Genomic DNA, 25,716 nt, shown 5'->3' with positions numbered 1-25,716 from the left:
TCGAATAATTTTAGGACGATTGAAGCCATGGCTAACGTTGTTGAGAACCTCGGCAAGCTTGAACGCCGCGTGACGATTTCCCTGCCGAAAGACACCGTGCAGAAGGAAATCGACGCCCGTATCCAGAAACTCGCGAAGAACGTGCGCATGCCGGGTTTCCGCCCGGGCAAGGTGCCGCTGAAGATGGTCGCGCAGCAGTACTCGGGTCAGGTCGAGGCGGAAGTGCTGAGCGACAAGATCGGCCAGGAGTTCTTCACGATCAGCCGCGCGGAAAACCTGCGCGTCGCCGGCCAGCCGAGCTTCGAGCCGAAGCAGGAGCAAGCCGAAGATGCGTACGCGTTCGACGCGACGTTCGAGGTCTACCCGGAAGTGAAGATCGGCGATCTGGCGACGGCTGAAGTCGAGCGCTCGACCACGTCGATCGGCGACGCCGAAATCGACCGCACGCTGGACATCCTGCGCAAGCAGCGCGTGCACTACCACGCACGCGGCGAAGCCGGCGAGCACGGCGACGGCGGCGCGGACACCGCAGCGAAGAACGGCGACCGCGTGACGGTCGACTTCGTCGGCAAGATCGACGACGTCGCGTTCCAGGGCGGCACGGCCGAAGACTTCCCGTTCGTGCTCGGCGAAGGCCGCATGCTGCCGGAATTCGAAACCGCGGCGCTGGGCCTGAAGGCCGGCGAATCGCGCACGTTCGACCTGAAGTTCCCGGACGACTACCACGGTGCAGACGTCGCGGGCAAGACCGCGCAATTCACGGTCACGATGAAGAAGATCGAGTGGCCGCACCTGCCGGAAATCGACGGCGAATTCGCGAAGTCGCTCGGCATCGAAGACGGCGACCTCACCAAGATGCGCGGCGAGATCAAGGAAAACCTCGAGCGCGAAGCGAAGCGCCGCACGCAGTCGATCGTCAAGAACCAGGTGATGGACGCGCTGCTGAAGATTTCCGAACTCGACGTGCCGAAGGCGCTGATCGAGCAGGACCAGCAACGTCTCGTCGAAATGGCTCGCCAGGATCTGGCGCAGCGCGGCGTGCCGAACGCGAAGGACGCACCGATCCCGGCCGAGATGTTCGCCGAGCAGGCCGAGCGTCGCGTGAAGCTGGGCCTCGTGCTGGCCGAGCTCGTGAAGTCGAACAGCCTGGAAGCGAAGCCGGAACAGATCCGCGCGGAAGTCGACGAGTTCGCAAAGAGCTACGAAGACCCGAAGGAAGTGGTCCGCTGGTATTATTCCAACCAGCAGCGCCTCGCCGAGATGGAAGCGTTCGTCGTTGAAAGCAACGTCGTCGATTTCGTGCTGGGCAAGGCAAAGGTGACGGACAAGGAAGTGAGCTTCGAGGCACTCGCGAGCGCATCGGCGCAAGCGTAAGTGTCGCTCTAGCGGCGTGCCGGCTGTCGGAGCGACGGCCTGCACGCCGTTTTTACGTCAAGCGCACGGTTGCCATTAATATGGCGATTGAGCGGGCGGCTTCCCTCCGTTCAATTTTCCATTCGAACAAGGTTCATTGAATGATCACTCGCGCTGAATTGCTGGACATGCTTGCTTCGAACGCGCCGCAGGGTTTCGAGGCGCAAGCACTGGGGCTGGTGCCGATCGTCGTCGAAACGAGCGGCCGCGGCGAGCGTTCGTACGATATCTATTCGCGTCTCCTGAAGGAGCGCCTGGTGTTCATGGTCGGCGAAGTGAACGACCAGACCGCGAACCTCGTGGTCGCGCAGTTGCTGTTCCTCGAGAGCGAGAATCCCGACAAGGACATCAGCCTGTACATCAACAGCCCGGGCGGGTCGGTGTCGGCCGGCATGGCGATCTACGACACGATGCAGTTCATCAAGCCGGACGTATCGACACTGTGCATGGGCCTCGCGGCCAGCATGGGCGCGTTCCTGCTGGCGTCGGGCGCGAAGGGCAAGCGCTTCGCGCTGCCGAACTCGCGCGTGATGATCCACCAGCCGCTCGGCGGCGCACGCGGCCAGGCATCCGACATCGAGATCCAGGCGCGCGAAATCCTCTACCTGAAGGAGCGGCTGAACCAGTTGCTCGCGCAGCACACCGGCCAGGACGTCGAGCGCATCGCGCGCGACACCGACCGTGATAACTTCATGTCGAGCGAAGACGCGAAGGCGTACGGGCTGATCGACCAGGTGCTGCTGAAGCGCCCGTAAACTTTTAAGTGGGGTGCCGCCCCGATTCGCGCGGCGCCCCTGCGATGTTCCGCACGCCCCGAGCCTCTGCGGCAAGCGCATCCGGCCGGCTCCGGTCGCGCCCTAGGCGCGGCGTTCGGAGCATTCGGCGTATCATGTCATTTACCTGTCCGGAGGCTCTACATTCATGGCGGACAAAAAAGGTTCGAACAGCGAGAAGCTGTTGTATTGCTCGTTTTGCGGGAAAAGCCAGCATGAGGTGAAAAAACTCATCGCGGGCCCGTCGGTGTTCATCTGCGATGAATGTATCGACCTCTGCAACGAGATCATTCGCGACGAGGCGGCTGCCGCGGGCGTCGAGGCCAGCCTGTCCCGGTCGGATCTGCCGAGCCCGCAGGAAATTCGCGACATCCTCGATCAGTACGTGATCGGCCAGGAGCGCGCGAAGAAGATCCTCGCGGTGGCCGTGTACAACCACTACAAGCGCCTGAAGCATCTCGACAAGAAGGACGACGTCGAGCTGTCGAAGAGCAACATCCTGCTGATCGGCCCGACGGGCTCCGGCAAGACGCTGCTCGCGCAGACGCTCGCGCGGTTGCTGAACGTGCCGTTCGTGATCGCCGATGCGACGACGCTGACCGAAGCCGGCTACGTCGGCGAGGACGTCGAGAACATCATCCAGAAGCTGTTGCAGAACTGCAACTACGAGGTCGACAAGGCCCAGCGCGGGATCGTCTACATCGACGAAATCGACAAGATCAGCCGCAAGTCGGACAACCCGTCGATCACGCGCGACGTGTCGGGCGAGGGCGTCCAGCAGGCGCTGCTGAAGCTCGTCGAGGGCACGATGGCGTCGGTGCCGCCGCAGGGCGGCCGCAAGCACCCGAACCAGGATTTCATCCAGGTCGACACGACCAACATCCTGTTCATCTGCGGCGGCGCGTTCGACGGTCTCGAGAAGGTGATCACCGATCGCACCGAGAAAACCGGCATCGGCTTCGGCGCGACGGTCAAGAGCAAGCAGGAGCGCGACGCGGGCGAAGTGCTGCGCGAAACGGAACCGGAAGACCTGATCAAATTCGGTCTGATCCCCGAATTGATCGGCCGCCTGCCGGTGGTCGCGACGCTCGGCAAGCTCGACGAAGCCGCGCTGATGAAGATCCTGGTCGAGCCGAAGAACGCGCTCGTCAAGCAGTATCACAAGCTGTTCGCGATGGAGCGCGTCGAGCTGGAGATCCGGCCGGGCGCGCTGCAGGCAGTCGCCCGCAAGGCGATCCGCCGCAAGACCGGCGCGCGCGGTTTGCGTTCGATCATCGAACAGGCGTTGCTCGATGTGATGTACGAGCTGCCGACGATGAAAGGGGTCAGCAAGGTCATCATCGACGAGAACGTCATCGATGGGGACGGCAAGCCTTTGCTGATCTACGAGGACACGCCGAAGGTGGCGGGTTCGAACTGACCGGCTTGCCGACGATGTTCTGCGAAAAAGGCCGTTCATGAGACCGTGGGCGGCTTTTTTTCGTTTATCTTGTGGGTAACTCTGACTCGACACGCGGTGGTTACTTTCTTACCGAATATTTCCCGCACTTGAAGGCTTGCAATTCGTTGTGGCGGCCTCAATTACCGAACAATTGATTCCACTCATGGGGAAATGAAATGTCAGGCACCCAACTTCTCCCGCCGGAACGCATCACGCTCCCGCTGCTGCCGCTGCGGGATGTCGTCGTTTTCCCGCACATGGTGATTCCGCTCTTCGTGGGCCGGCCGAAATCGATCAAGGCCCTCGAAGCAGCGATGGAAGGCGGCAAGCACATCATGCTCGTCGCCCAGAAAACCGCGGCCAAGGACGAACCGACCGAAAAGGACATGTACGAGGTCGGTTGCATCGCCAACATCCTGCAGATGCTGAAGCTGCCGGACGGCACCGTGAAGGTGCTCGTCGAAGGCCTGCAGCGTGCGAAGGCACTGTCGATCGAAGAACAGGAGACGCAGTTCTCCTGCGACGTGATGCCGCTCGAGCCCGATCATGCCGACAGCGCCGAAACGGAAGCGCTGCGCCGCGCGATCGTGTCGCAGTTCGACCAGTACGTGAAGCTGAACAAGAAGATCCCGCCGGAGATCCTCACGTCGTTGTCGGGCATCGACGAAGCAGGCCGCCTCGCCGACATGATCGCCGAGCGCCTGCCGCTGAAGCTCGACCAGAAGCAGCACATCCTCGAGATGTTCCCGGTCATCGAGCGCCTCGAGCACCTGCTCGCGCAGCTCGAAGCCGAGATCGACATCCTGCAGGTCGAAAAGCGCATCCGCGGGCGCGTGAAGCGCCAGATGGAAAAGAGCCAGCGCGAGTACTACCTGAACGAGCAGGTCAAGGCGATCCAGAAGGAACTGGGCGAAGGCGAAGAGGGTGCCGATCTCGAGGAACTCGAGAAGCGCATCAACGCCGCGCGCATGCCGAAGGAAGCCAAGAAGAAGGCCGATGCCGAGCTGAAGAAGCTGAAGCTGATGTCGCCGATGTCGGCGGAAGCGACCGTCGTGCGGAACTATATCGACACGCTGATCGGCCTGCCGTGGCGCAAGAAGAGCAAGGTCAACAACGACCTGTCGAACGCCGAGCAGGTGCTCGACGAGGATCACTTCGGCCTCGAGAAGGTCAAGGAACGCATTCTCGAGTATCTCGCGGTGCAACAGCGCGTCGACAAGGTCAAGGCGCCGATCCTGTGCCTCGTCGGGCCTCCGGGTGTCGGCAAGACCTCGCTCGGCCAGTCGATCGCCCGTGCGACGAACCGCAAGTTCGTCCGGATGGCGCTCGGCGGCGTGCGTGACGAAGCGGAGATCCGCGGCCATCGCCGTACGTATATCGGTTCGATGCCGGGCAAGATCCTGCAGAGCCTGACGAAGGTCGGCGTGCGCAATCCGCTCTTCCTGCTCGACGAAGTCGACAAGATGGGCATGGATTTCCGCGGCGATCCGTCGTCGGCGCTGCTCGAAGTGCTCGATCCCGAACAGAACCATACGTTCGCCGACCACTACATCGAGGTCGACTTCGACCTGTCGGACGTGATGTTCGTCGCGACGTCGAACTCGCTGAACATCCCGCCGCCGCTGCTCGACCGGATGGAAGTGATCCGTCTGTCGGGCTACACGGAAGACGAGAAGGTCAGCATCGCGCAGCGTTACCTGCTGCCGAAGCAGAAGAAGAACAACGGGCTGAAGGAAGGCGAGATCGACGTCACCGAACAGGCGATCCGCGACATCATCCGCTACTACACGCGCGAAGCCGGTGTGCGTTCGCTCGAGCGGGAAGTGTCGAAGATCTGCCGCAAGGTCGTGAAGATGCTGCTGCTGAAGAAGGCATCGGGCGCGATCAAGGTCGATGGCGAGAACCTCGATACGTTCCTCGGTGTGCGCAAGTACGACTTCGGCCTCGCGGCGAAGGAAAACCAGGTCGGTCAGGTGACGGGCCTCGCGTGGACGGAAGTCGGCGGCGACCTGCTGACGATCGAAGCCGCGGTGATGCCGGGCAAGGGCAACGTGATCCGCACGGGTTCGCTCGGCGACGTGATGAAGGAGTCGGTCGAGGCTGCGCGTTCGGTCGTGCGCTCGCGTTCGCGCCGTCTGGGCATCAAGGACGAAGCGTTCGAGAAGCAGGACATCCACATCCACGTGCCGGAAGGCGCGACGCCGAAGGACGGTCCGTCCGCCGGCGGTGCGATGACGACCGCGCTGGTGTCGGTGCTGACGGGTATCCCCGTGCGTGCCGATGTCGCGATGACGGGCGAAATCACGTTGCGTGGCGAAGTGCTGCCGATCGGCGGGCTGAAGGAGAAGCTGCTGGCCGCGCATCGCGGCGGCATCAAGCTCGTGCTGATCCCGGAAGAGAACGTGAAGGATCTCGCGGACATTCCGGACAACGTGAAGAACGCGATCGAGATCGTGCCGGTCCGCTGGATCGACAAGGTGCTGGAGCTCGCGCTCGAGCGTTCGCCGACTCCGCTGCCGCCGGAAGAAGAAGCGAAGGCAGCAGCGCCGGTCGGCGAGGCGGCGAAGGATGCCGGCTCGACGGAAGTCGTCAAGCACTGAGACCCTGAACGCCGTCCTTGCTGACGGTTGTTCACGAAACCCGCGGCGTGTCCGCGGGTTTTTTTATGCATGGCGGAATCGCGAGCGGGCGCAGCAAAAAAATTCGCATCCGGGCTTGGCAAAATGATCGGGGATGAATTAAACTTGCGGGCTCGCTGGTTGTTGATGCGGAAACGCAGGTCGCAGCCAGAACGAATCGGGAACGGGTGCTTAGCTCAGCTGGTAGAGCGGCGCCCTTACAAGGCGTAGGTCGGGGGTTCGAACCCCTCAGCACCCACCAGTTTTCTGATTCAGCCAGACCAAGGAGCGGTAGTTCAGTCGGTTAGAATACCGGCCTGTCACGCCGGGGGTCGCGGGTTCGAGTCCCGTCCGCTCCGCCAAACAAACGAAAGTGCCCGCCTTGTGCGGGCATTTTCGTTTGTGCTGTCCGTTGCGCCCGCTTGCTGCACGTCCGCTTTTCTCCCGTCCCACCCCGTATGTTGTAATATCGGTCGTTTTGTCCAATTTTCCCGTCACGCATGCTCGATTTCTTCCGTAATCACCAGCGCCTGATGATGGCGCTCCTGCTCCTGATCGTGTTGCCGGGGCTGGGTTTTGTCGGGATCCAAGGCTTCCGCGGCTTCTTCGACGACAGTGCGAACGCCGCGGCGGTCAACGGGCACAAGATCACGCGGGTCGAATTCGACGGCGCGTTCCGCCAGCAGATCGACCAGGCGCGTCAGGCGCTCGGCGGGCAGTTCGACATCAAGATGTTCGATACGCCCGAGCATCGCAAGCAGGTGCTCGACGGCCTGATCCAGCAGCGCGTGCTGGCCGATGAAACGCAACGCCTGCACCTGACCGCGTCCGACAATGCGGTGCGCGATGCGCTGATGAGCGACCCGATGATCGCGTCGCTGAAGAAGCCCGACGGTTCGATCGACGTCGAGCGTTACGCGCAACTGCTGTCGTTCCAGGGGATGACGCCCGAGCAGTATCAGGAGCGGGTGCGCTACAGCCTCGCGCTGCAGCAGATTCCGGCCAGCATCGTGTCGAGCGCGTTCACGCCGAAGAGCCTCGCGCAACGCCTGTCCGAACTCGCCGCGCAGCAGCGCGACGTGCAGGCGCTCGTGCTGAAGACGAGCGACTACGCATCGAAGGTCCAGCCGACCGACGCGCAGCTCGCCGCGTACTACGACGCGCACAAGCAAGGCTTCGCGACGCCCGAGACCGCAACGATCCAGTACCTCGTCTATTCGCCGGCCGCGGCCGCTGCAAGCGCGCAGCCGACCGATGCGGACATCAAGAAGTTCTACGACGACAACCCGACGCACTTCCGCACCGAAGCGCAGGTTCGCGTGAGCCACATCTTCATCGCCGCGGCGAGCAGCGCAAGCGCTGCCGACAAGGCCGCAGCGAAGGCGAAGGCCGAGCAACTGCTCGCCGACGTGAAGGCGCATCCGGACCAGTTCGCGCAGATCGCGCAGAAGAGCTCGCAGGACGCGCCGTCGGCCGCGAAGGGCGGCGACCTCGGCTTCATCACGCGCGGCTCGACGGCGGGCGGCAAGGCGTTCGACGATGCCGCGTTCGCGCTCAAGCAGGGCGACGTGAGCGGTGTCGTGCAGTCGGATCTCGGCTTCCACGTGCTGAAGGCGACCGAAGTGAAGCCGGCGGCCGTCAAGCCGTTCGCGGAAGTGAAGGACCGGATCGCGGTGGACCTGAAGCAGCAGTACGCATCGAAGGCGTTCACGGACAACGCGGAAGGTTTCACGTCGACCGTCTATGAAAAGGCGAAGACGCTGCAGCCGGCCGCGGACAAGTACAAGCTGACGATCCAGACGGCCACCGTCACGCCGACGCCGAATCCGCAGCTGCCGCCGACGAGCCCGCTGAACAATCCGAGGTTCCTGGCCGCCGTGTTCGCGAACGACTCGGTGAAGAACCAGAACAACACGCAGGCGATCGACGTCGGCAACAACACGCTGATCTCGGCGCGCGTGACCGACTACAAGCCGGCTGCCGTGCCTGCACTCGATGCGATCAAGGACGTCGTGCGCCAGAAGGTCGTCGCCGAGCAGGCCGCGGCACTCGCGCAGAAGGACGGTGCAGCGAAGCTCGCCGAGCTGCAGAAGTCGAAGTCGACCGACGGGTTCGCGGCAGCGCAGAAGGTGTCGCGCACGCAATCGCAGGGCCTGACGCCGGCCGCGCTGAGCGCCGTCTACAAGGTCGATGCGAAGACGCTGCCGGCTTACGTCGGCGTCGATCTCGGCGCGGACGGCTACGCGATCTACCGCGTGAACGCGGTGATCCCGGGTACGGCCGTCGATCCGCAGCAACTGGCGGCCGCGCAGCAGCAGATGGCGCAGGTCGACGCGCAAAGCGAAGGCGAAGCGTATCTCGCCGCGCTGCGCGATCGCTCGAAGGTGAAGCTGTACGGGACGACGACCAGCCAGTCGCAGGACGGCGACAACTGAGCATCGTTTCGCACGCAACAATAAAAACAACAAAAAGCCCCGCTTCGAGCGGGGCTTTTTGTTTTCCGGCGGGGCGGTACGTCGTCAGCCGCGCGGCTTGCCGAGCAGCGGCTTCAGCGCCGGCCACACGTTGTCGAGCAGGATGCCCTGCGCCTGCCGCGCGGGATGCATCTGGTCGGCCTGGAACATCTCGGGCTTGTTCTCGATGCCGGCCAGCAGGAACGGCACGAGCGGCACGCCGAGATCCTTCGACAGCCGCGTATAGACGGCGTGGAACTTTTGCGTGTAGTCGGGGCCGTAATTGGGCGGCACGTACATGCCGACCAGCACGACCTTTGCCCGTGCGCGCCGTGCGCCGGCGATGATGTCGCGCAGGTTCTGCTCGGTCGTCGCGAGCGGCACGCCGCGCAGCGCATCGTTCGAACCGAGCTCGACGACGACGATCGAAGGCTTGAGCCGTTGCAGCACCGCAGGCAGCCGCGCGCGGCCGCCGCTCGTGGTGTCGCCGCTGACGCTGGCGTTCGCGACGCTATAATCGATTCGCTCGTTCGTGAGCCGCTGCCGCAGCAATGCAACCCAGCCCGTGTCGCGCGGCAGCCCGTATTCGGCCGACAGGCTGTCGCCGAGCACGACGATCACCGGCTGGCCCGATGCCGGGGCCGGCGCCGTCGCGGCGCGTGCGGGCGCGGTTGCGGTCAGCAGGGTGCCCAGCAGCGCGGCGAGAGCCGCGCGTCTTTTCCAGCGAAATGTCGTGTCCATGTTCAAGATTACCGATCCGATCATCGAAGTCCGTGACGTGTGCAAGCGGGTCGCCGACGCAACGGGCGAGCTGACGATCCTCGACGGCATCACGCTCGCCGTGCGGCCGGGCAGCAGCCTCGCGATCGTCGGCGCGTCGGGGTCGGGCAAGTCGACGCTGCTCGGCCTGCTTGCAGGGTTGGACAGCGCGACGAGCGGCACGGTTCGCCTGCTCGGCCGCGCGCTCGACCAGCTCGACGAGGACGAGCGCGCCGCGCTGCGCAACGGTGCCGTCGGGTTCGTGTTCCAGTCGTTCCAGTTGATGCCGCACCTGACGGCGCTCGAGAACGTGATGCTGCCGCTCGAACTGCGGGGCGGCATCAGTGCGCGCGAGGCGGCCGATCGCGCACGGGCGCTGCTCGTGCAGGTCGGTCTGGGCGAACGCACCGCGCATTATCCGAAACTGCTGTCGGGCGGCGAGCAGCAGCGCGTCGCGCTTGCGCGCGCGTTCGTCACGCGCCCGGCGATCCTGTTTGCCGACGAGCCGACCGGCAGCCTCGACGCGGCGACGGGGCACGCGGTCATCGACCTGATGTTCGAACTGAATCGCACGCACGGCGCAACGCTCGTGCTCGTCACGCACGATGCCGAACTTGCGCGCCGCTGTGCGACGACGGTGACGCTCGACGCCGGGCACATCGTCGAGCCGCACGCAGTGCAGCGCGGCGCCTGAATTTTCCTGCCGGCCGCGCGGGTTGCAATGCGCGGCCGGCGTGCGCATGACGCGGTCGCGTCAGCGCTTGAGCGCCGTGCGGGCGCGTTCTATCAGCGCCGTGGTCGACGAGTCGTGCTTCGCGGGATCGACCGACTCGGCCGACAGGTCGGCTTCCACGACCTTGCCGAGAATCTTGCCGAGCTCGACGCCCCACTGGTCGAACGGATTGATGTCCCACACCGTCGCCTGCACGAGCACCTTGTGCTCGTAAAGCGCGATCAGCGCGCCGAGCGTGCGCGGCGTCAGCGCATTGACGAGCAGCGTCGTCGTCGGGCGGTTGCCCGGGAACGTCAGGTGCGGCGCGAGCGCCTCCTTGCCCGGCCCGGCGACCTTGCGCGCTTCATCGAGCGTGCGGCCGAGCATCAGTGCCTCGCTCTGCGCGAAGCAGTTCGCGAGCAGCTTCGGATGATGGCTCGCGAGCGGATGCTCGGGCGTCAGCACCGCGATGAAGTCGATCGGCACGATCGTCGGCCCCTGGTGCAGCATCTGGAAGAACGCGTGCTGGCCGTTGGTGCCCGGCTCGCCCCACGTGACGGCCGACGTCGGGTAATCGACGAAGGTGCCGTCCAGGCGCGCGGATTTGCCGTTGCTCTCCATTTCGAGTTGCTGCAGGTACGACGGCAGGTAGTGCAGCGCTTCCGAATACGGCGCGACGAGATAACTCTGCGAGCCGAAGAAATTCCGATACCAGATGCCGATCAGGCCGAGCAGCACCGGCAGGTTGCGCTCGAGCGGCGCTTCGCGGAAATGGCGGTCCATGTCGTCCGCGCCGGCCAGCAGTTCGTCGAACTGCTCGGGGCCGATCGCGATCATGATCGACAGGCCGACCGCCGACCACAGCGAATAGCGGCCGCCGACCCAGTCCCACATTTCGAACACGTTGTCCGCGGCGATGCCGAACTTCACGACTTCGGCCGGGTTCGCCGACACGCCGACGAAGTGCTTCGCGAGCGCGTCCTCGGGGCAGCCGCGCGCGACGAACCAGTCGCGCAGCGAGCGTGCGTTCGTCATCGTCTCGAGCGTCGTGAAGGTCTTCGACACGATGATCGCGAGCGTTTCCTCGGGATCGACCTGTTCGAGCACGCGCGCGAGATCGGCGCCGTCGACGTTCGACACGAAGTGGGTCGAGATGTCGGGCGTCGCGACGTGGTGCAGCGCATGCACGACCATCTTCGGCCCGAGATCGGAACCGCCGATGCCGATGTTGATCACGTGGCGGATGCGCTTGCCCGTGTAGCCCGTCCACGTGCCGCTGCGCACGGCGCGCGCGAAGGTCGCCATCTTCGCGCGCTCGGCGCTCACCTGCGCGTGGAACGGCGCTTGCGGGTCGGTCGCGCGCAACGCGGTGTGCAGCGCGGCGCGGCCTTCGGTCGGGTTGACGATCTCGCCCGCGAACATCGCGTCGCGGCGCGTTTCAACGCCTGTGTCGCGCGCGAGCTGCACGAGCAGGCGCAGCGTTTCGTCGTTGATGCGGTTCTTCGAGAAATCGGCCGCGAGACCGGCGCCCGGGATCGTGAAGCGTTCGGCGCGGGTCGGCGCGCGGTCGTTTTCCGGTGCGAACCAGTCGCGCAGCCGGGCGTGGCGGATCTGTTCGAAGTGGGATTGAAGGGCAGTCCAGGCGGGGAGCGAATTCAGCGTCATGGCGGTTCGAGTGAAGCGTGAATCGGGAGGAATGCCGCGCCGGCTCATCGGGATCGGCAGGCCGGCGGACGAGAAGGCCCGCCGTGCGGCGGGGCAGTCAGTATAGCGGCGTTACGTGTCGGCGCGCGGCGACGGATAAAAAAGGCGATTGATCAGCGTGCGCACCATCGGCGCGAGTTCGCCGGCCGTGAGCCCGGCCGGGCCGGTGCCGTGCGCAGTCAGCGTGTCGGCCGCGAGGCCGTGCAGGTAGACGCCCGCGAGCGCCGCTTCGTACGGTGTGACGCGCTGTGCGAGCAGCGCGCCGATCAGGCCGCCGAGCACGTCGCCGGTGCCGCCGGTGGCGAGCGCCGCGTTGCCGGTCGGGTTGATCGTCACGCGGCCGTCGGGTGCCGCAATCACCGTGCCCGAGCCTTTCAGCACGACGACGGCCGCATGGCGCGCGGCGAGCGCCTGCGCGGCCGCGACGCGGTCGCGCTGCACCGTCGCCGTGTCGCTGCCGAGCAGCCGCGCGGCTTCGAGCGGGTGCGGGGTCAGCACGCAGGGATTGCCGCGCGCGCCGCGCGTGGCGACGGCGGCCGCGAGGTCCGCGTGCGTCGCGACGAGGTTCAGCGCGTCCGCATCGAGCAGCGTCGCGGCATCGTGGGCGAGCACGTCGCGCACGAGCGTTGCCGCGGCTTCGCGCGTGCCGAGGCCGCAGCCGGCCGCGATCGCGGTCATCGCGCCGAGGTCGAGGCTATCGGCCGGATGCAGCATCAGTTCGGGGAACGGCGGGTCGTACGGCGGCGCGCCGGCGCCGAGGAAGCCGACGTGCACCTTGCCGGCGCCCGCGAACAGCGCGGCGCGCGCGGCCAGGATCGGCGCGCCGCACATGCCGGTGTCGCCGCCGAGCACCGCGAGGCTGCCGAAGGTGCCCTTGTGGGACGCGAACGCGCGCGCGGGCAGCGCCGCGGCGAATCGCGCGGGCGTGTTCAGCACGATGGCTGGCGCGGCGGGCGGCGCGACGTCGAGCGACGCGACGTCGATCTCGCCGGCGAGGTCGCGGCCGTCGCCCGTGTAGAGGCCTGGCTTCGCGCCGATGAAGGTGAGCGTATGCGTGGCCGCGACGGCGACGCCCGCACCGACGATTCGGCCCGTATCGCTGTCGAGCCCGCTCGGCACGTCGAGTGCGAGCACGCGGCCGCCGCTGCGTGCATGCGCGGCGATGCGCGCGGCCTGTTCGGCGAATGCGCCGTCGAGCGCGCGGCCGAGACCGATGCCGAACAGCCCGTCGACGACCCAGGCGTAACCGTCCAGCGACGCGGGTGGCGTGGCCGACAGCGGGACGCCGGCCGCGCGCGCGAGGCCGAGCGCCCATTGCGCGTCGTCCGGCTTGACCGGCACCGGCATCCACGCCTGCGTCGCGACGCCGAGCTGCTGGAGCTGCGCGGCGGCCACCAGCGCGTCGCCGCCGTTGTTGCCGGGGCCGACCGCGAACCACACGGGGCGGTCATCGCCGGCGACGCGCTCGGACAGCCAGCGCGCGGCGGCGGCACCCGCGCGGCCCATCAGCGTGTGCGGCGGCAGCGCCGCGGTCGCGTCGGCTTCGGCGGCGCGCAAGTCGGCGACGCGCAGCAGTGCGATCGGATCGGAATCGGGAGGCGGGCGGGTAGCGGTCATCGCGGGATCGTGGCGGCTGGCAAGGTGCCGCCACGGGGCGATCCCGCGGCGGTCAGGTCGTGAAGCGCCCGGCGCGCAGTGCGGCGAGCGTGTCGGCGGGCCAGTGCTGCACGTCGCCGCCGAGGTAGTCGGTCACCACTTTAGCAGACCCGCACGCGAGGCCCCAGCCAGTCGGGCCGTGCCCGAAATTGACGAACACGCGCGGATGCGGGGTCGGACCCACGACGGGCAGGCCGTCCGGCGACAGCAGTTGCGTGCCTTGCCACGACAGCGCGGCCGAGATCCTGGCGGCACCGGGCACCCAGTCGTGGACGGCCTGGCCGAGCAGCGCGAGCGCGGCCTCGGACAGCGGCTCGGCAAGCGGCTTCGCGGTGTCGGCCAGGCTCTGCAGCACGGCGCCGCCGCCGATGCGCAGCCGCTGGTGGGTGCGCGTGATCGAGATGCGCTTGATCGAATCGACGACGCTCAGGTGCGGCGCGTGCTCTTCGTACGCGACCGGCGCGGTGAGCGTGTGGACCCGCACCGGGTGCAGCGGCAGGCGCCAGCCGAGCCGTTCGAGCAGCGGCAGGCTGCCGGCGCCGGCGGCGACCACGATCGCGTCGGCGGAAATCACGTCGACCTCGTGCGCCTTCGCCGCGTTCCGGTGGCCGGACGGTACGAGTTCGATCGCGGTGCGGCCGGTGTCGACGCGGATCGCGGCGACGTCCGCGCCGAAGCGGAACTGCACGCCGTGCTCGTCGAGCGTCTGCTTGACCAGTTTCGCGAACAGCGGGCAGTTCCCGGTGCGCTCGGTCTCGAGCAGCACGCCGCCGGCGAAGCCGGGCTCGGCCGGCACCGACGGTTCGAGCGCCGCGCATTCGTCGGCGCTCAGCATGCGGTACGGCTGGTCGAGCGTGCGCAGCAGGTCGAGCGCGGGCTGCATCGCTTCCCAGTCGCGCGGATCGCGCACGACGTGCAGGATGCCGGGCTTCTGTTCGAATTCGAGTTCGAGGCGCGCCTCGATGTCGGCGAGCGTGTCGCGTGACGCGTCGATCAGCGGGCGCAGCCGCGCGTATTGTGCGGCGAACGCATCGGGCTCGCGCAGCGCGCCGAGCTGCTTGACGAAGCGGCGCACGCCGCCGTTGAAGCCCGGCTTGTAGACGATGCCGCTGTCGCGCGGCTGGCGCTGGCGCATGAAGGTCGGGCCGAACCAGACGTCGAGCGGGCTCGGCAGCAGCGCGCCGCCGTCGCCGTAGGTCGCGCCCTGCGCGACGGTCGCGTGGCGTTCCACCACGCACACGCGATGGCCGGCCGCGCGCAACTGGTAGGCGGTGGCGACGCCGCTGATTCCGCCGCCGATGACGATGACATCCATGGATTGCTTCGATGACGGGCGGCGCGCACGCCGCCCGGTGAGGATTCGCTGAGGGCCCGGGCCCGGTGAACCCGGAATGATAGCGCCAAAATCGCGGGAACCGGCGCCGCGCGAGCAGGTGCCGTACGGCCGCGCGGCCGCCGCCGGCTGCCGCACCCGGGCGGGCCGGCCCGGCGGGCGGCCGTGCGCGGCGCGTGACGCGGCACCGTCGCGGTGCATGCGGGCTGCCGATCGGCCGGTTTGGGGCGACCGACTTCCGGGTATAATTACGGCCTTCCTTTCGCCCCACGTCGCCACTTCGCGCGACTCATCGACGTCAGTCCAGCCCATGGCTCACTTCTCGTGTTTTCCCGGCGCTTCGGCCCTCTCCGATTTCCGTCAAACCCGTCTGCTCGACACGCTCAGGCAAATCGACGCCAACATCGTCGCGGTGCGCGGCCAGTTCCTGCACTTCGTCAATGCGGCCGAGCCGCTGTCGGCCGACGACAGCGCGCGCATCGACGCGCTGATGCACTACGGCGCGCCGTTCGAGCCGGCGGCCGAGAAGGGCGCGGCCGAGACCTTCGTCGTGCTGCCGCGCTTCGGCACGGTCTCGCCGTGGGCGAGCAAGGCGACCGACATCGCGCAGCACTGCGGCCTCACGCAGGTGCGCCGCATCGAGCGCGGCGTCGAATTCACGGTCACGCTGAAGTCGGGCCTGCTCGGCGGCAAGAAGGCGCTGTCCGACGACGCGCGTGCAGCCGTCGCCGCTGCGCTGCATGACCGGATGACCGAAAGCGTGGTCGCCGCGCGCGACGACGCGAAGCACCTGTTCGACGAACTGCCGGCCAAGCCGCTCGCGAGCGTCGACGTGCTGGGCGTCGGCCGCGGCGCGCTCGAGCGTGCGAACGTCGAGCTGGGCCTCGCGCTCGCCGACGACGAGATCGACTACCTGGTCGATGCGTTCCGCAAGCTCGAACGCAACCCGACCGACGTCGAACTGATGATGTTCGCGCAGGCGAACAGCGAGCACTGCCGCCACAAGATCTTCAACGCGCAGTGGACGATCGACGGCGAAGCTCAGGACATGTCGCTGTTCGCGATGATCCGCAACACCGAGAAGCTGAACCCGCAGGGCACGATCGTCGCGTATTCCGACAACTCGTCGATCATGGTCGGCGCCGAGGCCGAGCGCTGGTTCCCGCGCAACGCGGGCGCGGCCGGCGAGCCGGGCGAGCGTTATGGTCGCCACACCGAGCTCACGCACACGCTGATGAAGGTCGAGACGCACAACCACCCGACGGCGATCTCGCCGTTCCCGGGTGCGGCGACCGGCGCAGGCGGCGAGATCCGCGACGAAGGCGCGACGGGCCGCGGCGCGCGTCCGAAGGCCGGCCTCACGGGCTTCACCGTGTCGAACCTCGACCTGCCCGATGCACGCCAGTCGTGGGAAAACGCGCGCGACGCGGCGCAGCCGGTCGGCGAGCGCAACCCGAACGATGCGCACGGCCCGTACGGCCGCCCGGACCGCATCGCGTCGCCGCTGCAGATCATGATCGACGGCCCGCTCGGCGGCGCCGCGTTCAACAACGAATTCGGCCGCCCGAACCTCGGCGGCTATTTCCGCGTGTACGAGCAGAACGTCGGCGGCCTGGTGCGCGGCTATCACAAGCCGATCATGATCGCGGGCGGCCTCGGCAACATCGCGGATCAACACACGCACAAGCACGACGTGCCGGCCGGCTCGCTGCTGATCCAGATCGGCGGCCCCGGCATGCGGATCGGCATGGGCGGCGGCGCCGCGAGCTCGATGGCGACCGGCGCGAACACGGCCGAGCTCGACTTCGACTCGGTGCAGCGCGGCAACCCCGAAATCGAGCGTCGCGCGCAGGAAGTGATCAACGGCTGCTGGCAGCTCGGCGCGGAAAACCCGATCCTGAGCATCCACGACGTCGGCGCGGGCGGCCTGTCGAACGCGTTCCCCGAGATCGTCGACGGCGCGGGCAAGGGCGCGCGCTTCGAACTGCGCAAGGTTGCGCTCGAGGAATCGGGCCTTTCGCCGCGCGAGATCTGGTCGAACGAGGCGCAGGAGCGCTACGTGCTCGCGATCGCGCCGGCCGACCTGCCGCGCTTCGAGGCGATCTGCGCGCGTGAGCGCTGCCCGTTCGCGGTGGTCGGCGTTGCAACCGACGAGCGCCAGCTGCAGCTCGTCGACGCCGAAGCGACGGGTGCCGACGAATATCCGGTCGACATGCCGATGGAAGTGCTGCTCGGCAAGCCGCCGCGCATGCACCGCGACGTCACGCGGGTGGCGACCGAGCGCGCGCCGGTCGACGTGACGGGCATCGCGCTGTCGGAAGTCGCGGTCGACGTGCTGAAGCACCCGACGGTCGGCAGCAAGTCGTTCCTGATCACGATCGGCGACCGTTCGGTCGGCGGCACGTCGGTGCGCGACCAGATGGTCGGCCCGTGGCAGGTGCCGGTGGCCGACTGCGCGGTCACCGCGCTCGACTATGCGGGCTTCAAGGGCGAGGCGATGACGATGGCCGAGCGCACGCCGCTCGCGGTGATCGACGCGCCGGCATCGGGCCGCATGGCCGTCGGCGAAGCGATCACGAACATCGCGAGCGCGCCGATCGCGTCGCTCGACAAGCTGAAGCTGTCGGCGAACTGGATGGCCGCGTGCGGCACGGCCGGCGAGGATGCCGCGCTGTTCGACACGGTCAAGGCGATCGGCATGGAGCTGTGCCCGGCGCTCGGGATCGGCATCCCGGTCGGCAAGGACTCGCTGTCGATGAAGACGAAGTGGGACGAGCAGGGCGTCGCGAAGGAAGTGGTCTCGCCGGTGTCGCTGATCATCTCCGCATTCGCACCGGTCGAGGACGTGCGGCTCCACCTGACGCCGCAACTGCGCCGCGTCGCCGACGCGGGCGACAGCGTGCTGATCGCGATCGATCTCGGCCGCGGCAAGAACCGGATGGGCGGCAGCATCTTCGCGCAGGTCACGCAGCAGGTCGGCGACACGACACCGGACGTCGACGATGCGGAAGACCTGAAGCGCTTCTTCAACGCGATCCAGTCGCTCAATGCGCAGGGCAAGCTGCTCGCGTACCACGACCGCTCGGACGGCGGCCTGTGGGCGACGGTGTGCGAAATGGCGTTCGCGGGCCACGCGGGCGTGTCGCTGAACGTCGACATGCTGACGCTCGACCCGCATCACGAATCCGACTACGGCGACGCGAAGGACTGGGCGAAGCAGACGAGCGGCCGCCGCGACGATCGCACGCTGCGCGCGCTGTTCTCCGAGGAGCTCGGCGCCGTCGTGCAGGTGCGCACGGCCGACCGCGACGCGGTGCTCGGCGCGCTGCGCGAATTCGGCCTGTCGACGTGCTCGCACGTGATCGGCTCGGTCAACGACCGCGACGTGATCGAGGTGTACCGCGACGCGAAGAAGATCTTCGACGCGCCGCGCACCGAACTCCACCGTGCATGGGGCGAAGTGAGCTGGCGCATCGCGCGCCTGCGCGACAACCCCGCGTGCGCGGATGCCGAATACGACGCGCTGCTCGACGCGGCCGATCCGGGCATCTCGCCGGTGCTGAGCTTCGATCCGGCCGACGACATCGCCGCGCCGTTCATCGCGACCGGCGCGCGGCCGCGCGTCGCGATCCTGCGCGAGCAGGGCGTGAACTCGCATCTGGAAACGGCCTACGCGTTCGACCGCGCGGGCTTCGACGCGCACGACGTGCACATGAGCGACCTGCTCGCGGGTCGCGCGACGCTGGCGGATTTCGCGGGTGCGGTCGCGTGCGGCGGCTTCTCGTACGGCGACGTGCTCGGTGCGGGCGAAGGCTGGGCGAAGACGATCCGTTTCAACGCGAACCTCGCCGACATGTTCTCGGCGTTCTTCGCGCGTCCGGACACGTTCGCGCTCGGCATCTGCAACGGCTGCCAGATGCTGTCGAGCCTCGCGTCGATGATCCCGGGCGCGGAAGCGTGGCCGAAGTTCACGCGCAACAAGTCCGAGCAGTTCGAGGCACGCTTCTCGTTCGTCGAAGTGGAGAAGTCGCCGTCGATCTTCTTCGCGGGGATGGAAGGCTCGCGGATTCCGGTCGCGGTCGCGCACGGCGAAGGGTATGCGGACTTCTCGCAGCAGGGCGACATCGACCGCGTTGCAGTCGCGATGCGTTACGTCGACCACCGCGGCGAAGCCACCGAGCGTTATCCGTTCAACCCGAACGGCTCGCCGGCCGGCATCACGTCGGTGACGACGGCCGACGGCCGCTTCTCGGTGCTGATGCCGCACATGGAGCGCGTGCACCGCACGGTCGCGATGAGCTGGCACCCGGAAGGCTGGGGTGAAGCGAGTCCGTGGATGCGTGTGTTCCGCAACGCGCGCCGCTGGATCGGCTGATCCGGATGAGGTTCGCCCCGAACGCGTCGGTCGAGGTCGTCACGCTGCGCGACGAGCGCGCGAGCGAGGCCGACGCGATCGGTCGCGTGATCGTCGCGGCGTTCGCGGGCGAACCGCAGGGCGGGCAGTTCGAGCGGCGGATCGTCGACGCGCTGCGCGCGGGCGGCGCACTGAGCGTGTCGCTCGTCGCGGAGCGCGACGGCCGCATCATCGGCCACGTCGCGTTCTCGCCGGTCGCGATCGGTGCTGAGCCGGCGGATCGACAGCAGTGGTACGGGCTTGCGCCGCTCGCGGTGCTACCCGACTGCCAGCGGCAGAGCATCGGCGCCGGGCTCGTGCGCGCGGGGCTCGACGCGTTGCGCCGGCTCGGCGCGCGCGGCTGCGTCGTGCTCGGCGATCCCGCGTACTACGCGCGCTTCGGGTTCGAGCCGTCCGGCCGCATCGTGTTTCCCGGCGTGCCGCCCGAGTATTTCCTCGCATTGTCGTTCGACGCAGCGGCGCCGCTGCCGTCGGGTGAAGTGCGCTATCACGACGCGTTCCATCCCGCGTAGCGAATGCTGCGGCGCGGGTGATGTCCGGCACGAGAGGCCGCTCTTCGGAGCGGCCTTTTTATCGCGTGTCGACTGACTGCCGAAACCTCACGATGCATGCGATCCCGCGCGCCAAATGAAAAAGCCGCTCCGAAGAGCGGCTTTTCGATGCGCGGAGACGAGCGCCTGCGTTACTGGATCTTTGCCTGCTGGCGCAGACCTTCCTCGAACGCCTGCAGCTTCTGCTGCACGAGCTGTTGCGCGATCTGCGCCTTCACCTGGTCGAACGGCGGCGGCGCGATGTCGCGAATGTCGTCGACGCGGATGATGTGCCAGCCGAACTGCGTCTTCACCGGCGCGTCGGTCATCTGGCCTTTCTGCAGCTTCTGCGCGGCCGCCGAGAATTCCGGCACGTATGCCTTCGGGTCGGACCAGTCGAGGTCGCCGCCGTTCTTGCCCGAGCCCGGATCCTTCGAGTATTGCTTCGCGAGATCCTCGAACTTCGCGCCGGCCTTGATCTTCGCGATCAGGTCCTTGGCCTGCTGCTCGTTGTCGACGAGGATGTGGTGCAGGTGATATTCGCGATTGCCGCCTGCGCCCTTGACGAGTTCGTCGTAGCGCGCCTTCACTTCGGCGTCGGTCGGCTGGTTCTTCTTCAGGAAGCTCTCGATCATCGAACGCAGCACGACGGTCTGCTGCGCGACGGCGACCTGCGCCTTCACGTCCGGACGGTTCGGGATGCCTTCGCGGATCGCTTCCTGCATCAGGATTTCGCGGTTCACGAGTTCCTGGCGCACGGCCTGCTGCAGTTGCGGGCTGTCGGTCTGGCCTTGCTGGACGAGCTGCGCGACCATCGCGTCGGCGCGCGACTTCGGAATCGGCGTGCCGTTGACGACGGCGATGTTCTGGGCGAATGCCGGTGCCGCTGCGAATGCAGCCGCCGCGACCCACAGGCGAGGGGATTTGAGGATCATCGGGAATTCCTAATGAGACTAGATTGAAGATTCGTTGAATTCTTCGGGCGTGTAAGCCACGATCGCGAGCGCGTGAATGCCGCGCTGCATCGCATCAGCGAGCGCATCATACACCAGCCGGTGCCGTGCGACGCGCGGCTTGCCCGCGAATGCGGCCGACACGATCGTGACCGTGTAGTGGCCGCCCGAGGCCGCGCCGGCGTGGCCCGCGTGTTGCGCGCTGTCGTCGCGCACGGCGAGCGACACGGGTGCGAGCGACGCGGTGAGGCGCGCTTCGATCAGCGCGATGCGTTCTTCGGGCGACGCGTGGAGAAAGGCGTCCGTCATGTCATTCGTCCTTCAGGTATTTCGTGAGCCACAGGCTCTGCAGGATGATGAACACGACCATCGCGCCCGTCGTGCCGAACAGCTTGAAGTTCACCCATTGCGATTCGGTGAAGTTGTGCACCACGTACAGGTTCGCGACGCCGAGCACCGCGAAGAACAGCGCCCACGCGACGTTCAGCTTGTCCCACACGGGGTGCGGCAGCGTGAGCTGCTTGCCCATCATCTTCTCGATCAGGTTGTTGCCGAACGCATAGCGCGCGGCAAGCAGCCCGACCGCAAACAGCCAGTACAGCACAGTCGGTTTCCATTGAATGAATTTCTCGTCATGCAGGACGAGGGTGGCGCCGCCGAAGACGACGATCACGCCGAGGCTGACCCACAGCATCGTGTCGACCTTCCGGTGCCGGAAGGCGACCCATGCGACCTGGGCCAGCGTCGCGACGATCGCGACGGCGGTGGCGGTGAAGATGCCCCAGACCTTGAAGGCGACAAAAAACAGGATGATCGGAAACAGATCGAACAGGAATTTCATGGCGCTCGCAGCTGCGTGAAACGCCGCGTGCGCGGCCTTTCACCGTTGTAGGGACCCGCCAGGCGCCGCCGTCGCGGATCGGGGCGGCCAGCCCGAGAGCAGGTTGCCCGGGCAAAGGTCGCCCCGCCGATCCGCCCGGCGCCGCTCATTCGTTTTCGGGTCGGGACTCGAAGTTTAACGCAGCCGAATTGATGCAGTACCGCAAACCGGTCTTGTCGCGCGGGCCGTCCTCGAAGACGTGCCCGAGATGCGCGCCGCAATGGTTGCAGCGGACCTCGACGCGCACCATGCCGTGCGAGTAGTCGACCTTCTCGTCGATCACCTCGCCGTCGAGCGGCTTGAAGTAGCTGGGCCAGCCGCAGCCAGAATGGAACTTGGAACCGGATTCGAACAGCGGCGTGCTGCAGACGACGCATTTGTAGATGCCGGCGTCCTCGGTGTCGGTGTATTCGCCGGTGAAGGCGCGCTCGGTCGCCGCATGCTGCGTGACCTCGTACTGCATCGGCGTGAGCCGGCGGCGCAGCTCGGCGTCGTCCTTCTCGTACGGGAAGGTCTTGTCGTCGGAATCGTGGGACATGTGGGGTTCTCCTGATCGGTCGGTCGATACGCGTGGGTTGGGGGCTTCAGGACGAGCAGCTCACTTCGAGCGACCCGGCCCAGTCCGGCGGCAACGCCGCGTATGCTTCATGCTCCGGTTGTTCGTCGAACGGTCGGCGCAGGACCTGCGCGAGCCGCTCGATCTCCGAAAAATCCTTTTCCTTCGCGCGCCGGATCGCGACTTCGGCCAGATGGTTGCGCAACACGTATTTCGGGTTCACGCGATTCATCGCGGCCGCACGTGCCGCATCGTCGCGCGTTTCCTCCGACAGCCGCGCGCGGTAGAGGTTCGCCCAGGCGTCGAATGCGTCGCGGTCGATGAACAGGTCGCGCACGGGCGCGTCGCGGCTCGCGTCGTGCTTCGACAATTGCGCGAGCCGGCGGAACGTCAGCGTGAAATCCGCATGGCTCGCATGCATCGTCTCGAGCAGCTTGTTCGCGAGTTCGGCATCGTTTTCGCGTTCAAGTTCGAGGCCGAGCTTCGCGCGCATCGCGCGTTCGAGCGCTGGGCCGAAGCGTTCCGGAAATTTCGCGAGCACGGCCTGCGCGTCGTCCACCGCGCGCTCGGCGCGCGCATCGTCATCGGCGATGCCGTGCTGCAGCCCGATCAGCGGCAGCAGCGCCTGCGCAAGGCAATAGCAGTTCCAGTGCGCGATGCGCGGCTGCATCCGGTATGCGTAGCGGCCGCTGTTATCGGAGTGGTTGCAGATATGGTTCGCGTCGAACGCGTCGACGAAGCCGAACGGGCCGTAGTCGATCGTCACGCCGAGGATCGACATGTTGTCGGTGTTCATCACGCCGTGGCAGAAGCCGACGGCCTGCCACTGCGCGACGAGGTCGGCCGTGCGCAGCGTCGCGGCTTCGAGCAGCGCGAGGTATGGATCGTCCGCGTCGCGGCAATCCGGATAGAAGCGGTCGATCACGTGATCGGCGAGCTGGCGCAGCAGGTCGGGGCGATCGTTCGAGAAGAAGTGCTCGAAGTGGCCGAAGCGCACGAAGCTTTCCGACACGCGCGTGACGACGGCCGACGTCTCGATCTCCTCGCGCACCACCGGCTGGTCGGAGCCGATCACCGTCAGCGCGCGCGTGGTCGGGATGCCGAGGTGATGCATCGCTTCCGAGCACAGGAATTCGCGGATCGACGAGCGCAGCACCGCGCGGCCGTCGCCCATCCGCGAGTACGGCGTGCGGCCGCTGCCTTTCAGTTGCAGTTCGTAGCGGCGGCCATCGGTGCCGGTGCGCTCGCCGATCGTCAGCGCGCGGCCGTCGCCGAGCTGGCCGGCCCACACGCCGAACTGGTGGCCGGAATATACCGATGCGTACGGCATCGCGGTTGCGGGCCAGTCGCGCGTCGGGTTGCCGGCGAACAGTTCGGCAAAGCCGGGCTGCGCGGCGAGCGACGCCGGCAGGTCGAGCAGTTGCGCGACTTCGTCGGAAAAGCCGACGACGTACGGCGCGGCAAGCGGCGCGGCCGGCAGCCGCGTATGAAACGCGTCGCCGAGCTGGACGAACGCGCCTTCGGCGGGTGCGCCGAGCGTGGCGGCGAGGTCGGGCAAGGTGTCAGCCGGATCGGCTGCGCTTCGGGAAAACGACATGTTGAGCGCCTCTGGGTAAGCCGATATTGTAAGGCGGCGCCGCGCCGCCCGCATGGCGGCCCGCGCACCGTGCGCCGCGCCCGTCCGGGCCGCTGACGGGCGCGCGCCGGTTCGAGGCTGGTCACCGATTCGCGTCCTTCCGGGAGAACAAGACGATGGGTAAGCCGTTGCTGGGCCAGATGATGGACATGCCGTTGCTGGTGTCCTCGCTGATCGCGCATGCCGCGCGTCACGCGGGCGACACCGAGATCGTGTCGAAGCGCATCGAGGGCGATGTGCATCGCTACACGTACCGCGATTGCGAACACCGCGCGAAGCGGCTCGCTCAGGCACTCGCGCGGCTCGGCGTCGAAACCGGCGACCGCGTCGGCACGCTGGCGTGGAACGGCTACCGGCATCTGGAAGCGTATTACGGGATCGGCGGGATGGGCGCCGTATGCCACACGATCAACCCGCGCCTCTTCCCCGAGCAGATCGCGTACATCGTCAATCACGCGGAAGACCGCTACGTGCTGTTCGACATCAATTTCGCGCCGCTGGTCGACGCGATCGCGCCGCAATGCCCGCACGTGAAGGGCTGGGTCGCGATGACGGACGCCGCGCACCTGCCGTCCTGCGCAACGCCGTTGCTCTGCTACGAAACGCTCGTCGAAGCGGAGGACGGCCGCTACGACTGGCCGCGCCTCGACGAGCAGCAGGCGTCGGGGCTCTGCTACACGTCGGGCACGACCGGCAATCCGAAAGGCGTGCTGTATTCGCACCGCTCGACGGTGCTGCACGCGTACGGCGCCGCGCTGCCCGACGCGATGAACCTGTCCGCGATGGATGCGGTGCTGCCCGTCGTGCCGATGTTCCACGTCAATGCGTGGGGGCTGCCGTACGCGGTGCCGCTCACCGGCGGCAAGCTGGTGCTGCCCGGCAAGGATCTCGACGGGAAATCGCTGTACGAGCTGATGGAAGCCGAGCGGGTGACGTTCTCCGCGGGCGTGCCGACCGTGTGGCTCGGCCTGCTGAACTACATGCGCGAAGCCGGCGTGCGCTTCTCGACGCTGAACCGCACGGTGATCGGCGGCTCCGCGTGCCCGCCCGCGATGCTGCGCACGTTCGAGGACGAATACGGCGTGCGCGTGATTCATGCGTGGGGGATGACCGAACTGTCGCCGCTCGGCACGCTCGCGAAGCTCAACTGGGCGCAGTCGCAGCGTCCGCTCGACGCGCAGCGCCGGCTGCTCGAGAAACAGGGGCGCGTGATCTGCGGCGTCGACATGCGCATCGTCGGCGAGGACGGCCATGAATTGCCGTGGGACGGCGTCGCGTTCGGCGAACTGCAGGTGCGCGGGCCGTGGGTGATCGACCACTACTTCCGCGGCGACACGTCGCCGCTGTCGGACGGCTGGTTCCCGACCGGCGACGTCGCGACGATCGACCCCGACGGCTTCCTGCAGATCACCGACCGCAGCAAGGACGTGATCAAGTCGGGCGGCGAGTGGATCAGCTCGATCGACATCGAGAACGTCGCGATCGCGCACCCGGGCGTGGCCGAAGCCGCGTGCATCGCATGCGCGCACCCGAAATGGACCGAGCGTCCGCTGCTCGTCGTGGTGCCGCGCGAAGGCGCGAACCTGAGCCGCGACGCGCTGCTCGCGTTCTACGAAGGCAAGGTCGCGAAATGGTGGATCCCCGACGACGTCGTGTTCGTCGAATCGCTGCCGCACACCGCGACCGGCAAGCTGCAGAAGCTGAAGCTGCGCGAGACATTCCGCGACTACGTGTTGCCGACGGCGGTTTGCGAGCCATAAGGCCAGGCAGGCCCGGGCCGGCGACGGCCCGCGATCCGGTCGCCCGATCCGCCCCCCGATCGGGATACAAATTCAAATTGAACGACCGTGCTTTTTCGTTGTATGCTGCCTCCGTTCGATCCGGA

Annotated in this window: 18 protein-coding genes and 2 tRNA genes; 11 read left to right on the top strand and 9 right to left on the bottom strand. The window is 67.1% G+C overall.

Annotated features, from left to right (window positions below):
- Nucleotides 1-27: 27 nt before the first annotated feature.
- The 7 genes from tig (at nt 28) to MRS60_RS10325 (ending at nt 8,680) form a co-directional block, all read left to right on the top strand.
- Nucleotides 28-1,374, top strand: coding sequence for a trigger factor (gene tig, locus MRS60_RS10355; protein WP_034181190.1), 1,347 nt, complete (start codon nt 28-30; stop codon nt 1,372-1,374).
- Nucleotides 1,375-1,514: 140 nt separating this feature from the next.
- On the top strand, nt 1,515-2,168 hold the full coding sequence (gene clpP, locus MRS60_RS10350; protein WP_010092137.1) for an ATP-dependent Clp endopeptidase proteolytic subunit ClpP: 654 nt from the start codon (nt 1,515-1,517) through the stop codon (nt 2,166-2,168).
- Between the two features lie 166 nt (nt 2,169-2,334).
- Nucleotides 2,335-3,606, top strand: coding sequence for an ATP-dependent Clp protease ATP-binding subunit ClpX (clpX, locus tag MRS60_RS10345; RefSeq protein ID WP_006489345.1), 1,272 nt, complete (start codon nt 2,335-2,337; stop codon nt 3,604-3,606).
- Nucleotides 3,607-3,803: 197 nt separating this feature from the next.
- Nucleotides 3,804-6,227: an endopeptidase La gene (gene lon, locus MRS60_RS10340; protein WP_034181191.1), complete on the top strand. Its 2,424-nt coding sequence runs from the start codon at nt 3,804-3,806 to the stop codon at nt 6,225-6,227.
- Between the two features lie 204 nt (nt 6,228-6,431).
- Nucleotides 6,432-6,507 (top strand) — tRNA-Val (locus MRS60_RS10335).
- Between the two features lie 23 nt (nt 6,508-6,530).
- Nucleotides 6,531-6,607, top strand: a tRNA-Asp gene (locus tag MRS60_RS10330).
- Between the two features lie 138 nt (nt 6,608-6,745).
- Entirely contained in the window at nt 6,746-8,680 is a 1,935-nt protein-coding gene (locus tag MRS60_RS10325) for a SurA N-terminal domain-containing protein (protein ID WP_243564654.1), read from the top strand.
- Between the two features lie 84 nt (nt 8,681-8,764).
- Here MRS60_RS10325 and MRS60_RS10320 read toward each other — a convergent pair whose 3' ends face one another.
- Entirely contained in the window at nt 8,765-9,439 is a 675-nt protein-coding gene (locus MRS60_RS10320) for an arylesterase (RefSeq protein ID WP_034181193.1), read from the bottom strand.
- Here MRS60_RS10320 and MRS60_RS10315 point away from each other — a divergent pair.
- Nucleotides 9,438-10,151 (top strand): ABC transporter ATP-binding protein, encoded by a 714-nt coding sequence (locus MRS60_RS10315; RefSeq protein WP_243564653.1) that lies wholly within the window; start codon nt 9,438-9,440, stop codon nt 10,149-10,151. The genes MRS60_RS10320 and MRS60_RS10315 overlap by 2 nt on opposite strands.
- 60 nt (nt 10,152-10,211) lie before the next feature.
- Here the strand turns inward: MRS60_RS10315 and pgi are convergent, their stop codons facing one another.
- From pgi to MRS60_RS10300, 3 genes are all read right to left on the bottom strand, one after another.
- Nucleotides 10,212-11,834, bottom strand: a complete 1,623-nt coding sequence (gene pgi, locus MRS60_RS10310; RefSeq protein WP_243564652.1) for a glucose-6-phosphate isomerase — start codon at nt 11,832-11,834, stop codon at nt 10,212-10,214.
- Between the two features lie 111 nt (nt 11,835-11,945).
- Nucleotides 11,946-13,490, bottom strand: coding sequence for an NAD(P)H-hydrate dehydratase (locus MRS60_RS10305; RefSeq protein ID WP_243564651.1), 1,545 nt, complete (start codon nt 13,488-13,490; stop codon nt 11,946-11,948).
- A 52-nt stretch (nt 13,491-13,542) separates the two neighbouring features.
- On the bottom strand, nt 13,543-14,844 hold the full coding sequence (locus tag MRS60_RS10300) for an FAD-dependent oxidoreductase (protein ID WP_034181197.1): 1,302 nt from the start codon (nt 14,842-14,844) through the stop codon (nt 13,543-13,545).
- Nucleotides 14,845-15,172: 328 nt separating this feature from the next.
- Here MRS60_RS10300 and purL point away from each other — a divergent pair, with 328 nt between their 5' ends.
- Together purL and MRS60_RS10290 are read left to right on the top strand one after the other, a co-directional pair.
- On the top strand, nt 15,173-19,237 hold the full coding sequence (gene purL, locus MRS60_RS10295) for a phosphoribosylformylglycinamidine synthase (protein ID WP_175749955.1): 4,065 nt from the start codon (nt 15,173-15,175) through the stop codon (nt 19,235-19,237).
- Between the two features lie 5 nt (nt 19,238-19,242).
- Nucleotides 19,243-19,788: a GNAT family N-acetyltransferase gene (locus MRS60_RS10290; protein WP_243564650.1), complete on the top strand. Its 546-nt coding sequence runs from the start codon at nt 19,243-19,245 to the stop codon at nt 19,786-19,788.
- 170 nt (nt 19,789-19,958) lie between these two features.
- Here MRS60_RS10290 and MRS60_RS10285 read toward each other — a convergent pair whose 3' ends face one another.
- From MRS60_RS10285 to MRS60_RS10265, 5 genes are all read right to left on the bottom strand, one after another.
- Entirely contained in the window at nt 19,959-20,741 is a 783-nt protein-coding gene (locus MRS60_RS10285) for a peptidylprolyl isomerase (protein WP_034181200.1), read from the bottom strand.
- An 18-nt stretch (nt 20,742-20,759) separates the two neighbouring features.
- The gene (locus MRS60_RS10280) at nt 20,760-21,068 is read right to left on the bottom strand and encodes a BolA family protein (RefSeq protein WP_034181201.1); all 309 of its coding nucleotides are present in this window, start codon (nt 21,066-21,068) and stop codon (nt 20,760-20,762) included.
- 1 nt (nt 21,069) lies between these two features.
- Nucleotides 21,070-21,600, bottom strand: coding sequence for a septation protein A (locus MRS60_RS10275; protein ID WP_034181202.1), 531 nt, complete (start codon nt 21,598-21,600; stop codon nt 21,070-21,072).
- Between the two features lie 145 nt (nt 21,601-21,745).
- Complete coding sequence (gene msrB / locus MRS60_RS10270; protein WP_034181203.1) at nt 21,746-22,177, bottom strand: peptide-methionine (R)-S-oxide reductase MsrB; 432 nt, start codon at nt 22,175-22,177, stop codon at nt 21,746-21,748.
- Nucleotides 22,178-22,223: 46 nt separating this feature from the next.
- Nucleotides 22,224-23,792: a protein adenylyltransferase SelO gene (locus MRS60_RS10265; RefSeq protein WP_243564649.1), complete on the bottom strand. Its 1,569-nt coding sequence runs from the start codon at nt 23,790-23,792 to the stop codon at nt 22,224-22,226.
- A 155-nt stretch (nt 23,793-23,947) separates the two neighbouring features.
- Between MRS60_RS10265 and MRS60_RS10260 the strand changes: the two genes are divergently transcribed.
- A complete protein-coding gene (locus tag MRS60_RS10260; protein WP_131948631.1) occupies nt 23,948-25,591 on the top strand; it encodes a 3-(methylthio)propionyl-CoA ligase in 1,644 nt (547 codons plus the stop codon).
- Nucleotides 25,592-25,716: the final 125 nt, after the last annotated feature.

It is taken from the genome of Burkholderia pyrrocinia (genome assembly GCF_022809715.1).
Classification (GTDB): Bacteria; Pseudomonadota; Gammaproteobacteria; order Burkholderiales; family Burkholderiaceae; genus Burkholderia; species Burkholderia pyrrocinia_C.
The sequence above is the reverse complement of the archived record's forward strand: the minus strand, read 5'-3'. Positions and strand labels throughout refer to the sequence as shown.